Annotated in this window: 14 protein-coding genes and 1 tRNA gene; 2 read left to right on the plus strand and 13 right to left on the minus strand. The window is 63.7% G+C overall.

Translation table 11 applies throughout. The features are described 5' to 3' along the window. Window positions 1–78 precede the first annotated feature (78 nt). Window positions 79–1,374 (minus strand): DNA (cytosine-5-)-methyltransferase, encoded by a 1,296-nt coding sequence (gene dcm / locus V3587_RS26215; protein ID WP_283377540.1) that lies wholly within the window; start codon window positions 1,372–1,374, stop codon window positions 79–81. Window positions 1,375–1,533: 159 nt separating this feature from the next. After that, window positions 1,534–1,604: transfer RNA gene (locus V3587_RS26220), tRNA-Cys, on the minus strand. A gap of 233 nt (window positions 1,605–1,837) precedes the next feature. Here V3587_RS26220 and V3587_RS26225 point away from each other — a divergent pair. Further along, a complete protein-coding gene (locus V3587_RS26225; RefSeq protein ID WP_042445586.1) occupies window positions 1,838–3,106 on the plus strand; it encodes a multidrug effflux MFS transporter in 1,269 nt (422 codons plus the stop codon). Here V3587_RS26225 and mraY read toward each other — a convergent pair. After that, entirely contained in the window at window positions 3,103–4,179 is a 1,077-nt protein-coding gene (gene mraY / locus V3587_RS26230) for a phospho-N-acetylmuramoyl-pentapeptide-transferase (protein WP_003941316.1), read from the minus strand. The two genes, V3587_RS26225 and mraY, sit on opposite strands and share 4 nt — an antisense overlap. A gap of 85 nt (window positions 4,180–4,264) precedes the next feature. On the opposite strand from mraY, the gene V3587_RS26235 reads away from it, so the two are divergent. Then, complete coding sequence (locus V3587_RS26235; protein WP_007726151.1) at window positions 4,265–4,798, plus strand: MarR family winged helix-turn-helix transcriptional regulator; 534 nt, start codon at window positions 4,265–4,267, stop codon at window positions 4,796–4,798. A 93-nt stretch (window positions 4,799–4,891) separates the two neighbouring features. Here V3587_RS26235 and V3587_RS26240 read toward each other — a convergent pair whose 3' ends face one another. The 10 genes from V3587_RS26240 to V3587_RS26285 form a co-directional block, all read right to left on the minus strand. Then, window positions 4,892–5,668, minus strand: a complete 777-nt coding sequence (locus tag V3587_RS26240) for an enoyl-CoA hydratase (RefSeq protein WP_007726149.1) — start codon at window positions 5,666–5,668, stop codon at window positions 4,892–4,894. Beyond that, on the minus strand, window positions 5,668–6,561 hold the full coding sequence (mmsB, locus tag V3587_RS26245; RefSeq protein ID WP_003941308.1) for a 3-hydroxyisobutyrate dehydrogenase: 894 nt from the start codon (window positions 6,559–6,561) through the stop codon (window positions 5,668–5,670). Before mmsB ends, V3587_RS26240 begins: the two co-directional genes overlap by 1 nt. A 23-nt stretch (window positions 6,562–6,584) precedes the next feature. Continuing rightward, on the minus strand, window positions 6,585–7,643 hold the full coding sequence (locus V3587_RS26250; protein WP_283377541.1) for an enoyl-CoA hydratase/isomerase family protein: 1,059 nt from the start codon (window positions 7,641–7,643) through the stop codon (window positions 6,585–6,587). Next, window positions 7,640–8,800, minus strand: a complete 1,161-nt coding sequence (locus V3587_RS26255; protein ID WP_007726145.1) for an isobutyryl-CoA dehydrogenase — start codon at window positions 8,798–8,800, stop codon at window positions 7,640–7,642. The genes V3587_RS26250 and V3587_RS26255 overlap by 4 nt, the downstream gene beginning before the upstream one ends. A gap of 14 nt (window positions 8,801–8,814) precedes the next feature. Beyond that, complete coding sequence (locus V3587_RS26260) at window positions 8,815–10,332, minus strand: CoA-acylating methylmalonate-semialdehyde dehydrogenase (protein WP_003941275.1); 1,518 nt, start codon at window positions 10,330–10,332, stop codon at window positions 8,815–8,817. A gap of 129 nt (window positions 10,333–10,461) precedes the next feature. Then, window positions 10,462–11,184: a copper homeostasis protein CutC gene (locus V3587_RS26265; protein ID WP_283377542.1), complete on the minus strand. Its 723-nt coding sequence runs from the start codon at window positions 11,182–11,184 to the stop codon at window positions 10,462–10,464. Window position 11,185: 1 nt separating this feature from the next. Then, on the minus strand, window positions 11,186–11,965 hold the full coding sequence (nagB, locus tag V3587_RS26270; protein WP_007726140.1) for a glucosamine-6-phosphate deaminase: 780 nt from the start codon (window positions 11,963–11,965) through the stop codon (window positions 11,186–11,188). Beyond that, the gene (locus tag V3587_RS26275; protein WP_193595172.1) at window positions 11,953–13,194 is read right to left on the minus strand and encodes an N-acetylglucosamine-6-phosphate deacetylase; all 1,242 of its coding nucleotides are present in this window, start codon (window positions 13,192–13,194) and stop codon (window positions 11,953–11,955) included. Before V3587_RS26275 ends, nagB begins: the two co-directional genes overlap by 13 nt. Continuing rightward, a complete protein-coding gene (gene ptsP, locus V3587_RS26280; protein WP_283377543.1) occupies window positions 13,191–14,864 on the minus strand; it encodes a phosphoenolpyruvate--protein phosphotransferase in 1,674 nt (557 codons plus the stop codon). The genes V3587_RS26275 and ptsP overlap by 4 nt, the downstream gene beginning before the upstream one ends. Then, window positions 14,864–15,133, minus strand: a complete 270-nt coding sequence (locus tag V3587_RS26285) for an HPr family phosphocarrier protein (protein ID WP_003941322.1) — start codon at window positions 15,131–15,133, stop codon at window positions 14,864–14,866. Before V3587_RS26285 ends, ptsP begins: the two co-directional genes overlap by 1 nt. Window position 15,134: the final 1 nt, after the last annotated feature.

A 15,134-nucleotide genomic window follows, 5' to 3' on the forward strand; every position in this document is an offset into this window, starting at 1 on the left:
CTTGCACCACACCCCTGCCAGGGCGTAACTCGAAATGGGGCCGACATCGTCGGCCCCATTTTCCGTAGGTGCTCTATCTCAGCCGAGTGCCTTCTTGATCTCTCCTGCCAGTACCGACGCCAGCTGCGGCGGCACCGCATTGCCGATCATCGTGCGCACCGCTCCCCACTTGCCCTCGAAGATGTAGTCGTCGGGAAAGGTCTGGAGGCGAGCAGCTTCTCGAACGGTCAACGATCGCGTGTGTTTCGGATGCACGTTGCGTGAAGCCGAGATCATCCCGAAAGTGGTTCCGACCGTGGACGCCGGCTCGTCCCACCGGAGTCGCTTGTACGTCGTGTTGTATCCGGACGACGGTCGCATCGCCGGATCTTCGTTGTCGTGAGCCGACATTCCTTCTGGTACATCACGCAGCCACCGCAAGACGTGCTCGGGATGTTCGACGGCCCAGTGCAGCGGGTCCGTCTCGCAGGCCTGCCCGGATTCCAGCGGGGCCAGATCGACGGTGGCATCGCGGAAAGTCCTCAGCGGCGCAACATCATTCACGCCGTGAGTCTTCGGCGGGAAACGCAGCGGCCCGATACCACTGTCGCGGCGGGTCGCCACGATGAACACTCGTTCCCGGAACTGCGGGACGCCGTAATCCTGCGCATTGACCGTGTTGACCGACGCGTCGTAACCGCATGCAGCCATCTCGCCGAGAATCCGGTCGACGACCATCCCACCGTCCGGGTCTTTCATGCTCAGCAGCAGCCGAACATTTTCCATCACCACGACCTTCGGCCTCACCAGATCGGCGAGCTCGAGTAGGTTTCGGAAGAGATGGTTACGCGGATCGTCGCGGTCTCGCCGGCCGGCGAGACTGAAACCCTGACACGGCGGCCCCCCGGCCAACACATCGATATTCACCTGTGCCAGAAGATCTTTCACACGGGCTTCGTCGATCGCCCGGATGTCCTCACCGAGGCACCGCGCGCCGGGGAAGTTCCGATCGAAGGTCGCGCGCGCCTCCGGCACGACTTCGATGTATCCCTCCACCGAAAACCCCGCCATCCGAAAGCCTTCGGCCATACCGCCACAACCGGAGAATGCCGTCAATACGGTGGGGCCACCGTTTCCTGCCCCCGCGACCGCACGCCTGGCCACCGAGGCGGGGTCGTTGACCGGTGTCGCTCGACGCGCACGGGTACTACCGCTCGATCGCTTCCGTGGGGCCGCGTACGTGCCCTCACGCTTGGCCGCTTCCAACGCGGAGAGGGCCGTGAGGACTGCTCGCTCAACCGGTGGCTTCGGATATGCCTTGTCGAGTTCCCACGCGGAGACGACTGCTGACGAGACTCCCGCCTGGCGGGCGAACTGGAACTGACTGATCCCCACGTGCAAGCGCCGCGATCGCAGGTCCTGTCCCGAAATCAATTCAGTGCCTCACTCATGTGGTCCGCTCGCTCCGGCAGCCCAGACTATCGCAGCCGACCCCGCGAACCGGGACCACACAAGAGAGACCGGCAGGCGATATGCCTGCCGGTCTCCGACACGAGCGGATGACGGGACTCGAACCCGTGTGAACGGCTTTGCAGGCCGGTGCCTAGCCACTCAGCCACACCCGCGTCAGTGAGTAACTCTGCCCTGAGTGACGATCTCGAACCACAGTTCCGCTCAGCATGATTCGAGTGCATTCTCACCAAGCGTTCCAGTCTCTGGGAAAAGTGCGGGCCTTTCGGGAACAAATCGGTCAGTCTCGATGCTGACTCCCTCGGTGGGCGCAGGTCATTCGATTGCGGCCCGAATTTCGCCCGAACGACCGAGCAGTTCGCCAGACCCAGACAACCCAGAAGGTTTCATGAGTGCCGAGAACACCGCCATCGCCCCGCTTGTGAAGGCAGCCCCGCCTGTGAAGGCAGCCCCGCTGGAAACGAGCAGTATCGACCGTAAGCCGAGCGTCGGGAAGATTCTTGCCCTCGGTTCCATGACTGCACTCGGACCCTTCACCATCGACATGTACCTGCCCGCGCTGCCGGATATCGGTGCCGATCTCGGAGTCTCGTCGTCAACGGTTCAGCTGACGATCACCGGAACCCTCATCGGCCTCGCACTCGGACAGCTGTTGGTCGGGCCGCTCTCGGACACTCTCGGCCGCAAGAAGCCGCTGCTCGCCGGGATCGGTGTGCACATCCTGGCTTCGCTGCTGGCGGTCTTCGCACCGAGCATCGCTGTCCTCGGCATCCTGCGGGTTTTCCAGGGCATGGGCGCGGCGGCCGCGGCAGTGGTCACCATGGCGATCGTCCGCGACCTCTACAGCGGTAACACCGTTGCCGTCGTGATGAGCCGGCTGATGCTCGTGCTCGGCGTTGCGCCGATCCTGGCGCCCAGCATCGGTGGCGCCCTCCTCGTCGCCCTCGACTGGCGCGGGATCTTCGTCGTCCTGGCACTGATCGGCGTCGGCACAGCGATGATCGGTGCGTTCGGACTGTCCGAAACATTGCCGAAGGAAAAGCGTCGCCCGAGCGGATTGACGTCGGTTCTCCGTACCTACGGTTCGCTGCTCGGCGACCGCACGTTCATGGTCCTCACGCTCGTCTCCAGCGTCGGCATGGCGTCGTTGTTCGCGTATGTCTCGGGCGCGTCGTTTGTCTATCAAGATCAGTACGGCCTCAATCAACAGGAGTTCGCGCTGCTCTTCAGTGCGGGCGCGATTGCGTTGATCGGCGCTTCGCAGGTCAACGTCCGACTGCTCGATCGGTGGACTCCCCAGCAGATCACCAAGTGGGCCCTCGTGGCTGCCGTTGTCTCCGGGGCCGTCGTCATTGCTGTCGCGGTCCTGGAACTGGGCGGGCTCGCCGGATTCGTGATCGCACTGTGGGTCATGGCCGGTGCCATCGGGTTCGTTCTGCCCAACGCCCCGGCACTGGCGCTCGCTCGTCACGGCGAAGCGGCCGGTACTGCCGCCGCAATGCTCGGTGCATTCCAGTTCGGCGTCGGTGCGGCCATCGCGCCGGCCGTCGGCCTACTGGGAAACACGAGCACAGCCCTGGCCGTCACGATGACGGCGTGTGTGTCGCTCGGTCTGATCGCTCTTCTGGCTACGACCCGAAAGAGTGAATCGGTCTAACCGGCAGCGGAGAACCATTCGCTGTAGAAGGTGGCAAGTCCCAGGACGCACGAGATCGCGACGAAGATCCAGAATCTTGCGATCACGACGGTTTCCGGCCAACCGAGTAACTCGAAGTGATGATGGATCGGGGCCATCTTGAATACGCGTCGACCGGACGATCGGAAGACCAGAACCTGGATGATCACCGACAGGATCTCAGCGACGAACAGGGCGCCGATGATGACCATCAGCAGCTCGGTGTGCGTCGTGACGGACAGGCCGACAACCAGGCCGCCGAGTGCCAAGGAGCCGGTGTCGCCCATGAAGATCTGAGCCGGGGCGGCATTCCACCAGAGGAAGCCGAGGCACGCCCCGCCTGCGGCGGCAGCGACGATCGCTAGATCGAGAGGGTCACGAACGTCGTAGCAACCGGCGGCAGGCTCGAGGACACACGAGTTCCGGTACTGCCAACCGGCGATGACGACGTAGGTCCCCAGGATCATGCCCATCGACCCGGCCGCGAGACCGTCGAGGCCGTCGGTGAAATTGACGGCGTTGGACCAGGCGAACACCAGAATGCAGAAGAAGACCACGAATCCGATGGCACCCATGGAGAACACCGAGATGTCACGAACATGGGACAGGTACTGGCTTCCGGGAGTGACTCCGTTGTTGTTGGAGAACTGCAGGAACAAAATGCCGAAGATGATGGCACTCGCCAGCTGTCCGACAGTCTTTGCCGTCTTGTTCAGCCCGAGATTGCGCTTCTTGCGGATCTTGATGAAGTCGTCGAGAAAGCCGACGATTCCCAGTGACGTCGCCAGCGCGAGAACCAGCCAACCGGATGCAGACAGCCGCGGTAGCCGCGAGCCGAAACCGATGATGTGCGCCGCCAGGTAGCCCGCCCACATGCCGGCGATGATCGCGATGCCGCCCATCGACGGGGTGCCACGCTTGCCCTGATGGCTCTGCGGACCCTCGATCCGAATCTCGTGCCCGAGCCCCTGCCGCGAAAGCACACGAATGAGAAACGGAGTCAGGAAGAGCGCGACGAACAACGAGACGCCACCCGCTACGAGGATTGAAATCACCCGTGGGACTCTACAGACGTAAGCGGCTGCGACACACAATCAGACAAGGCACCCGACCGCTTGCCAACATGGGATGATCGAACCTATGTCTCCCCCCGCGCCGCTCCCCCTCGACCCCATCGAAGAGGCGCATCGTCAGTGGACGAAGCACGGTTGGAGCGATGTCGCCGACGGTATGGCTGCGGTCACGTCGGTGATGCGTGCGCAGCAGATCATGATGGCGCGGGTCGAAGAGGTACTCAAGCCTCTCGGGCTGACCTTCGCCCGCTACGAACTGCTGACGCTTCTCACCTTCACCAGGTCGGGCGCACTCCCGATGGCCAAGGCAAGTGCCCGACTCCAGGTTCACCCCACCAGCGTCACCAATGCCGTCGACCGTTTGGAGAAAGCGGAGTTGGTCAGGCGGGTCCCGCATCCCAGCGATCGCCGTGCAACGCTCATCGAGATCTCGGACACCGGTCGCGCACTGGCCCTCGAAGCGACCGAAATGCTCAACAGCAAGGTGTTCGCTCACCCCGGACTCCAGCAGGACAAGCTCGAGCAATTGGTGACGATCCTCACTGAACTTCGCAAGACTGCGGGTGACTTCGACACCGGCGGCGCACCGACCAAGTGGTGAACCGACCACCCGTACACACAAAGAAACTGCCCTCACACTCTCGACGAGTGTGAGGGCAGTTTCAGCGCTGTTGAAATTCGGCGCTGTTGAAATTCAGCGATGCTTGAATTCTGCCGACCGCTTCTCCACGAACGCGGTCATGCCTTCCTTCTGATCCTCCGTCGCGAAGGTCGAGTGGAACACCCGACGCTCGAAGCGGACGCCCTCGGCGAGGGTGGTCTCGAAGGAGCGGTTGACTGCTTCCTTGGCCATCATCGCAATCGGCAGCGACATCTCGGCGATGGTGGTTGCGGTCTTCAAGGCATCGTCGAGCAGATCGGCGGCCGGAACGATCCGAGCAACCAGGCCTGCACGTTCGGCTTCTTCTGCGTCCATGTTGCGGCCGGTGAGGCACAGCTCCATGGCCTTGGCCTTGCCCACGGCGCGCGTAAGGCGCTGCGAGCCACCGATACCCGGAATGACACCGAGCTTGATCTCGGGCTGGCCGAACTTCGCGGTATCCGAAGCGATGATGAAATCGCAGAGCATCGCAAGCTCGCAGCCACCACCGAGCGCGTATCCGGAGACGGCGGCGATCAGCGGCTTACGAGCTGCTGCGACGCGATCCCACGGGGTGAAGAAATCCTCGGCGTATGCGTCCATGTACGTCTTGGACTGCATTTCCTTGATGTCGGCACCGGCGGCGAAGGCGCGCTCGGAACCGGTGATCAGGATGGCTCCGATGCCGTTGTCCGCCTCGAGGTCGGCAACCGCGGCGACGACCTCGTTCATCAGCTCGGAGTTCAGCGCGTTGAGAGCCTTCGGGCGGTTGAGCGTGATGACGCCGACGCGACCCTTACGCTCGAGGATGATGGTGTTGAAGTCGGTCACTACTGTCCTTCGGTCGAACGGTCACGGATGTCGTTGATGATGGCAGAGAAGTCCTGACCGCCACCGCCCGCGGCATGGAAGCGACTGTAGAGTTCGGCTGCCTTGAGTCCGATCTCTGCATCGACGCCGTTGTTGCGCAGCGCATTTGCTGCCAGACCCAGGTCCTTGTCCATCAGTGCAACAGCAAAGCCGGGCTGGTAGTCGTTGTTGGCCGGGCTGGTGGGCACAGGTCCCGGAACCGGGCAGTTGGTGGTCAGTGCCCAGCACTGTCCCGAGGCGTTGGACGCCACGTCGAAGAGCGCTTGGTTGCTCAGGCCGAGCTTTTCGCCCAACACGAACGCCTCGCTGATCGCGATCATCGAAATGCCGAGGATCATGTTGTTGCAGATCTTGGCTGCCTGGCCGACACCGGCGTCGCCGCAGTGAACGACCTTGCGGCCCATCACGTCCAGCAACGGTGACGCGGCTTGGAAGTCAGCCTCGGAACCGCCGACCATGAATGCCAGCGTGCCTGCGGTAGCCCCGACGACTCCACCGGAGACCGGAGCGTCGACGCTGCGGTGACCGGCCGCTTCGGCCTTGTCGTGTGCCTCGCGGGCGTCGGCGACGTCGATGGTGGAACAGTCGATGAACAGGGTGCCCGGTGTTGCCACCGGCAGCAGCTCTTCGTACAGACCCAGAACGTGCTTACCGCTCGGCAGCATCGTGATCACGACGTCGGCACCGCGAACGGCGTCGACCGCCGAATCCGCCACCGATGCACCGTCTTTGACTGCCTGCTCCAGCGCCGCAGGTGCCAGGTCGAAACCGACGACCTTGTGTCCGGCCTTGACGAGATTGGCCGCCATCGGGCCACCCATGTGACCGAGTCCGATAAATCCAATGGTGCTCATTAGTGATGCTCCTTCGGCGGTGATCAGTTGCCTTGCGGTTGAGGGGTGAGTCCGAGCTCGTTGTCGCCCAGCGGGGCGAAGCAGGCATCGACGGATTCAGCCGTGACATCTTCGAGGGTTGCCGGCAACCACTTCGGGTTTCGGTCCTTCTCGACTACCTGGGCGCGAATGCCCTCGACCAGATCGTGTGAGGCGAGCGCTGCCGTCGAGACCCGGAACTCCTCGTTGAGGACTTCTTCCAAGCTTGCTGCCTCCTTGGCATGACGCAGGGATCGCAGGGTCACCGACAGTGCAATCGGAGACTTGCCGAGAATCTGCTCCGCTGCCTTCTCCGCCTCGGGGATTCCACTCGCTCGAAGACGCTCGACGATGGTGGAGACGTCGTCGGCAGAGTACGCGGCGTCGATCCAGCTCTGCTGGGCCAACAGTTCCGACACCGGAGCCGGCTCCGCGTACTGCGCCACGGCGTCGGCAACCGAAGACGACGCGAGTGCGGCGATGAACGTCTCGATGTTCTCCGACGGGATGAAGTGATCCGCGAAGCCTGCTGCGATGGCATCGCCGGCGCTCAGTCGCGCCGTGGTGAGCGCGATGTGCGTTCCGAGTTCACCGGGAGCACGCGAGAGCAGGTAAGTTCCGCCCACGTCAGGGATGAAACCGATTCCGGTCTCGGGCATTCCGATCATCGAGCGCTCGGTCACGATGCGAATGTCGCCGTGTGCGGACACTCCGACGCCGCCGCCCATGACGATCCCGTCCATGATTGCGACGTACGGCTTCGGGTAGTTCGCGATCTCGGAATTGAGGATGTACTCCTCACGCCAGAAATCGAGCGAACCGGTCTTGCCGTCCTTGGCGTCGTGGTAGATCGAGACGATGTCGCCGCCGGCGCACAGACCACGCTCGCCGGCGCCCGTGAGTACGACCGCCTTGACGTCGTCGTCGTACTTCCATTCCGCGAGTGCCTTGGCCATCGCCTTGACCATCGAGTGGTTGAGGGCGTTGATCGCCTTGGGCCGGTTGAGGGTGATGAGCCCCAGTCCGTCACGCTTTTCGATCAATACCTCGAGCTCGTCGCTCATGCTGCTCCTTGCTTTCCCTGACCTGATGCGACCACGCTGCGCGCGATGACCACCCTCATGATCTCGTTGCTGCCTTCGAGGATCTGATGAACCCGAAGATCGCGGACGATCTTCTCGATCCCGTACTCAGCAAGATAGCCGTACCCGCCGTGAAGCTGGAGGGCCTTGTTGGCTACGTCGAATCCGGTGTCGGTGGCAAAGCGCTTGGCCATCGCGCACAACTCCACGACGTCGGACGCTCCGTCTTCGAGTGCGGCAGCGGCGCGCCACAGCAACGTCCTGGCCGCTTCGAGTTCGGTACGCATGTCGGCGAGCTGGAACTGCAGGGCCTGCGACTCGATCAGTGCCGAACCGAAAGCTTTGCGGTCCACCAGATATGCGACTGCCTTCTCCAGCGCCGCCTGGGCCCCACCGACCGAGCAGGCGGCGATGTTCAGCCGGCCGCCGTTGAGACCCTTCATAGCGATGCGGAAGCCGCTGCCCTCTTCACCGAGCATGTTGGCGGCAGGAACTCGCACGTCTTCGAAGATCACCTGACGGGTGGGCTGCGCGTTCCAGCCCATCTTGACCTCGTTGGCACCGAACGACAGTCCGGGCGAATCCTTGGGCACGATGAACGCCGAGATCCCCTTGGCACCGGCAGATCCGGTGCGCGCCATCACGACGTACACGTCGGAAGTGCCTGCGCCGGAAATGAACTGCTTGACGCCATTGAGGATGTAGTCGTCGCCGTCACGAACGGCCTTGGTGCTCAGGCCCGCAGCATCGGAGCCAGCGCCGGGTTCGGTGAGGCAGTAGCTGCCCAGTTGATCCATCGAGCAGAGTCCGGGAACCCACTTGTGGCGCTGTTCGTCGTTGCCGAACTGGTCGATCATCCACGTGACCATGTTGTGGATGGAGATGTACGCGGCGATCGACGGATCGCCCTTGGCCAGCTCTTCGAAGATCCGGGCAGCGTCGACGCGACTCAGCTCACTGCCACCCACGTCTTCACGAATGTAGATACCGCCCATTCCCAGGGACGCCGCCTTACGGAGGACGTCCACCGGGAAATGCTTGGTCTGATCCCACTCCACTGCGTTGGGCGCCAGATGCTCGGCCGCGAAGTCGCGGGCAGTGTCACGAATCGCCCGCTCGTCATCGGTCAGAGTAAACATGGAAAGTGTTCCGATCAGTTCATCGTGGGGATGACGAAGTGGTTGGTCTCTTCCTTCTTGCCGGAAGGCCAGCGCTGCGTCACGGTCTTGGTCTTGGTGTAGAAGCGGAAGGAGTCGGGACCGTGCTGGTTCAGGTCACCGAATCCGGAGCGCTTCCAGCCACCGAAGGTGTGGTACGCGATCGGGACCGGGATCGGCACGTTCACGCCGACCATGCCGACGTTGACGCGAGCGGTGAAGTCACGCGCGGTGTCGCCGTCGCGGGTGAAGATGGAGACGCCGTTGCCGTACTCGTGTTCGGTCGGAAGACGCAGTGCCTCTTCGTAATCGGCAGCGCGGACCACCTGAAGGACGGGTCCGAAGATCTCTTCCTTGTAGATGCGCATGTCCGAGGTGACGTTGTCGAACAGGGTTGCGCCGGCGAAGAATCCACCTTCGTGGCCTTCGAGGGTGAAGCCGCGGCCGTCGACGACTGCCGTTGCGCCCTCGTCGATGCCGATCTGCACGTAGTTGTTGACGCGGTCGAGGGCATCCTGGCAAACGAGCGGTCCGAAATCGACGCCTTCGTCGTCACTGCGACCGATCTTGAGCTTCGCGACGCGCTCCTTCAGCTTCGCAACAAGAGCGTCCGCGGTCTCCTCGCCGACGGGAACGGCAACCGAGATGGCCATGCAACGCTCGCCGGCGCTGCCGTAGCCTGCACCGATCAGGGCGTCGGCAACCTCGTCGAGGTCCGCGTCCGGCATGACGATCGCGTGGTTCTTGGCGCCACCGAAGCACTGTGCGCGCTTGCCGTGAGCTGCGGCCGTCTCGTAGATGTACTGAGCGATCGGCGTGGAGCCGACGAAGCCGACGGCTTTGATGCGGTCGTCGGTGAGCAGGACGTCGACAACTTCCTTGTCACCGTTGACGACGTTGAACACACCTGCGGGCAGTCCTGCTTCGAGGAACAGCTCGGCCAGGCGCAGCGGGACGGAGGGGTCACGCTCGGAGGGCTTGAGGATGAAGGCGTTACCGGCGGCGAGGGCGGGGCCGGCCTTCCACAGCGGGATCATCGCGGGGAAGTTGAAGGGCGTGATGCCGGCAACGACGCCGAGCGGCTGACGCATGGAGTACACGTCGATGCCGGTGCCGGCACTCTCGGTGAATTCGCCCTTGAGCAGGTGCGGAGCGCCGACGGCGAACTCGATGACCTCGAGGCCACGCTGGATGTCACCCTTGGCGTCGGCAACGGTCTTGCCGTGCTCGGACGAGAGGAGGCGGGCCAGAGAATCCATCTCGGCCTGAGCGAGCTGGAGGAACTTCATCAGCACACGGGCGCGCTTCTGCGGGTTGAACGCTGCCCACACCTGCTGCGCCTCTTCGGCATTGGCGATGATGGCTTCGGTCTCGGCCTTGCTCGCGAGGGGGACGCGGGCCTGCACCTTGCCGGTGTTGGGATCGAACACGTCCGCAAATCGATCAGATGTCCCGGGAACACGCTTGCCACCGACGAAGTGCGTCAACTCGTGAACCGTCGCATTTTCAACCATTGTGCTAACCCGTTCCTTGCTCGTATGGACCGCCCAAGAGGCAGCAGTGAATATGTCTACCATCCTATAGTTGGATGTCCATGTATGTCTAGAGCCCAAGGGCTGTGCGCCTTTATTAACCGCGGGGGGTTAATAAAGGCGCACAGCGCGGAGCGCGGCTGCCGCTTCCTGCGCGACTACTGCATCGGTGACGTCGTATCCGTCCGATCCCCCACCAGGTCCGCCGGAAACTGCGACAACCTTGCGCGCCGAGAGATGCACCGCATCGACGCCGACGGCAGCGATTGCCGGGATGTCGTCGACGGTTATTCCGCCACCGGCCATGATCTGGATCCGGCCCGCGGCATGTTCGACCATTCGACCGATCTCGTCGAGTCCCTCATTGCAAGTGTCCGCACCCCCGGACGTCAGCACGCAGGTCACGCCCAGGTCGATCAGTTCGTCCAGCGCGGTCAGACGGTCGGTCACCACGTCCATCGCACGATGTACTGTCACCTCGACCCGCGCACGGTCCACGCATCCGATGATGCGGCGCAGCACGACGGTGTCGATCGAATTGTCTTCTGTCAACGCGCCGATCACGATGCCGGAAGCTCCACCGGCCACAGCAGCATGTACGTCGTGCTCCATCACCCACACTTCGTCGGGTGAGAACACAAAACCTCCAGCGCGCGGACGGATCAGCGGGTGAACCGCGATCCCCACCTCCGTCGCAGCCTCGATCACTCCGATGCTGGGCGTCAATCCCCCCGTCGGGCCGAGTGCCGCACACAACTCGACTCGAGTCGCTCCCACCGAACGCGCGATCCTCGCCCCCCGCACGTCCTGCACAGCCAGCTCCAGAACCGTCATGTCAGAAGGACTGCCACGACGGCTTGTGTTCGAGCGCATACCGGTAGTAGTCGGCAAGTTTGAGTGAACTGGCCGCAGCTTCGTCGATGACGACGGTGACATGGCGATGCAATTGCATCACCGAAGCCGGGCAGAAAGCAGACAACGGACCTTCGACGGCAGCGGCGATCGCGTCAGCCTTGCCTTCTCCGGTCGCGATCATCACCAGATGCCTTGCATCGCTGATGGTTCCGAGCCCCTGGGTGAGCACGTGATGTGGGACGTCGTCCACACCGTCGAAGAAGCGTGCGTTGTCGATCCGGGTCTGCTCGGTCAGCGTCTTCACGCGGGTTCTCGAGGTCAACGACGATCCGGGCTCGTTGAAGCCGATGTGGCCGTCGGTACCGATGCCGAGCAACTGCACGTCCACTCCCCCGGCCGCCGCGATGCTCTGGTCGTACCGGGCGATCTCCTGCTCCGGGCACGGCGCTTCACCGTTGGGACTGGACACCATCGCGGGATCCAGGTTGACGTGATCGACGAACTCCGACCGAATCACCGAGTAGTACGACTGCGGATGGCGTTTCGGCAATCCCAGGTACTCGTCGAGCAGGAATGCCCGAGCCAGCGAGAAGTCGAGTTCGGCGTCGCGATGCCTCGCTGCCAGTTCACGATAGGTTCCGATCGGCGACGACCCCGTTGCGAGACCGAGCGTCGTCGCCCCGGCTCTGACGTAGCCTTCGACGATGTCCGCGACGGTCGAGTCGACCTCCGCGGGTGTCGGCTGAATTACGATTTCCATGATTTTTCCTTTCCGGCGACTCTTCCGCCGAGTAGTACACGCCCCAGGCGCAATTGACGATCGGTGACCACGATGTCGGCTCGGCAGCCCACGGCCAGCGATCCGATCAGGTCGCCGAGTCCCAGCAGACGCGCTGGGCTCCGAGTTGCCGCTGCGACAGCGTCTTCCAGCGCAACGCCGCCGTCGAAGACGGTGCTGCGCAGCACGTCGAGCAACCTCGCGGTCCCTCCGGCGATCGCGCCGACCGAGCCGTCGGTCGTCGCGAGCCGTGCGACGCCCGCCTGTACGGTGACGTCGAGCGCACCGAGTTGGTAGTCGCCGTCGTCCATTCCCGCAGCGGCCATCGAATCGCTGACCAAGGCGATCTGGTCCGGTCCGACAGCGTCGAAGACCATCGACACGGTCTCGGGCGCAAGATGCACACCGTCTGCGATCAGTTCCACCACCATCTCGCCTCTCGCGGCAGCCGCCAGGCACGCCGCGACGGGACCCGGAGATCGATGGTGCAGGGGCGGCATCCCGTTGAAGAGGTGGGTCGCGCTGATCTGTCCGGCCCAATCCCCGTGCACCGCAGCATCGATGCGCGCCGACGTCGTTGCCGCGTCGGCATCGGTGTGACCGAAACTCGGCACGATGTTGCGATGACGCATGATCGCGAGCAACTCTTCGAAATTCTCGGTCTCGGGCGCCAAGGTCATGGACCGCACGGTCCCCCGCGCAGCGTCACACACGGCTTCGAGCAGATCCGGATCACCGGGAATGATCGCTGCCGGATCCTGGGCACCGCAGCGGACGCCGTTGATGAACGGCCCCTCGAGGTGGATACCCAGAAGTTCTCCGCGTTCGACCAGATCGGCGAGCATCGTTGCTTGTCGCACCAGATCTGCGCGCGGTGCGGAGACCAGGCTGGCCAGCATTCCGGTCGTGCCGTGCTCGCAATGGTGCGCCGCCGCGCGGCTCGCTCCATCGGCGTCGGTGTTCGGGAAACCAGCACCCGCGGCGCCGTGGCTGTGGACATCGATCAAGCCGGGCATGATCACCGCGTCGGTGCGTTCCGGAATGACGACGACGGGTGTGGACGCCACATAGTCCGCAGCCGAGCCGACCCAACTGATCTTTTCGCCGTCCACGACGACGACTCCGTCGTGAATCTTCCCGGCCGGAGATCCGATCACAGTTCCCCGCAATACGATCGGATCGCCGACAGCAGCCGAGCCTGATGTACTCATGCCGACTCGCGAATCCGCGCGACGGCCGCTCTACCCTCGATCGGGTTTCGCGCGCCCCGCGCCGCCGCGGCCATGTCCTTGCACACCGCCAGATCGAGAGAGGCCAGTTGCGCGCGAACTGCGCCCAATGCCGGGACCGACATCGACAGACTCGTCACGCCCAAACCGACCAGAACCGGAGCCAACAGCGGGTCAGACGCGGATTCTCCGCACACACCAACAGGTTTTCCGGCATCGGCGCCCGCCTGACCGACCATCGCGATCAGATCGAGGACCGCCGGCTGCCACGGATCGAGCAGCTGCGCCAGACCTCCGGCCATACGATCCACGGCGCAGGTGTACTGGCTCAGATCATTGGTCCCGATACTGACAAAATCGAGGTGCTCGAGGATATCCTTCGCCCGCAACGCTGCAGCTGGAACCTCGATCATTGCTCCGACCTTGCCGATCCCCCGCGAACGCGCAAGTTCTGCAAAGTCTTTCGCCTCGTCGGCCGTAGCTACCATCGGCGCCATGACCCACAGATCGGCGCCCGTCGCATTGCCTGCCGCCGCGAGGGCGTCGAGCTGGCAGATGAGTGTGTCGGGATAAACCGTGCCGACACGGAGCCCGCGGATACCAAGGGCCGGATTCTCCTCGACCCCGAGATCGAGAAACGGCAACGGCTTGTCCGAACCCGAATCGAGAGTGCGGACCACCACCTTCTGTCCGGCGAAGTGCCCGAGCACCGACGCGTACGTCTGTGCTTGCTCCTCCACCGACGGCGCGTCGTGACGCCCGAGATACGAGAATTCGGTACGGAACAGTCCGACGCCCTCGCAATCCGCCGCTCCGGCCCGCGCGGCGTCCTCGAGGGTTCCGATGTTGGCCGACAACCTCACCGCGAACCCGTCACGCGTGCGTCCTGGACCCTGTGCCGAAGCCGACTGCTCTGCCACGAACGATGCTTCGAGGACAGCGCGCTCGCGCATTTCTGCCGAGGGATCGATGGTGACCGTCCCGGTGGTGCCGTCGAGGATGAGAAGTTTTCCCTCCGCCAGCAGATCGGTTCCCGAGCAGTTGACCACGGCCGGGATTCCGAGCGACTTCGCCAAGATTGCGGTGTGGCTGGTCGGACCTCCTTCGGCAGTCAACAATCCGACCACGTCACTGGTACCCAACGTCGCTGTATCCGCCGGAGCGAGGTCGCGCGCCACCAGGATGTACGGATGACCGGGAGCGGGGATTCCGGGCATCGGTTCCCCGCGAAGAACGGCCACGGCTCGCTGCCCGAGATCGCGCAAATCCGTTGCCCGCTCGGCCATGTACCCACCGAGCGCCGTGAGCTTTTCACAGAATGCGTCGAAGGCAACTGCGACGGCGTGTGCGGTCGGCAGCCCCGATTCCAGGTTCGCCTTGGCCGCCTTCACGATGCCCGCGTCGCGCGCCATCGCAGCCGACGTCGTCAGGATCTGCGCGGAGACGCCCTCGACTGTCTTTGCACGCGAGAGCAGTTCCTCCGCGACGGCGTCCAGTGCCTCACGGATCCTGATCAGCTCCGCCTCGGGACTGCCCGTGATCGGGTCCGCCGCCGAGGTCGGCTCAGGCGTGGAGAATCGCAACCACGGCGCGCAGACCGAACCCGCGCTCACTCCGATACCCGCGATGCGGTTGTCCACACTCGCCGTCATCAGGCTTCGTCCAGTTCGGATGCGAGAAGCTCTGCGAGCGAACCGACCGCAGCGTCGGCGCCGTCACCGTCAGCACGCAAGGTCACCGAATCCCCGAATGCTGCACCGAGAGTCATGACAGACAACATGCTGGAGGCATCGACGGGTTCGCCGTCGCCGAGCGCGATGGTGACGTCTACCGGTAGATCGGCTGCGGCGCGCGCGAAGAGCGCTGCGGGTCGTGCGTGGAGTCCGACGCGGGATCCGATTGTCGTGGTTGCGATCGCCATG

Origin of the sequence: Rhodococcus sp. IEGM 1306, assembly GCF_036541985.1 — a bacterium.
Lineage (GTDB): Bacteria > Actinomycetota > Actinomycetes > Mycobacteriales > Mycobacteriaceae > Rhodococcus_F > Rhodococcus_F qingshengii.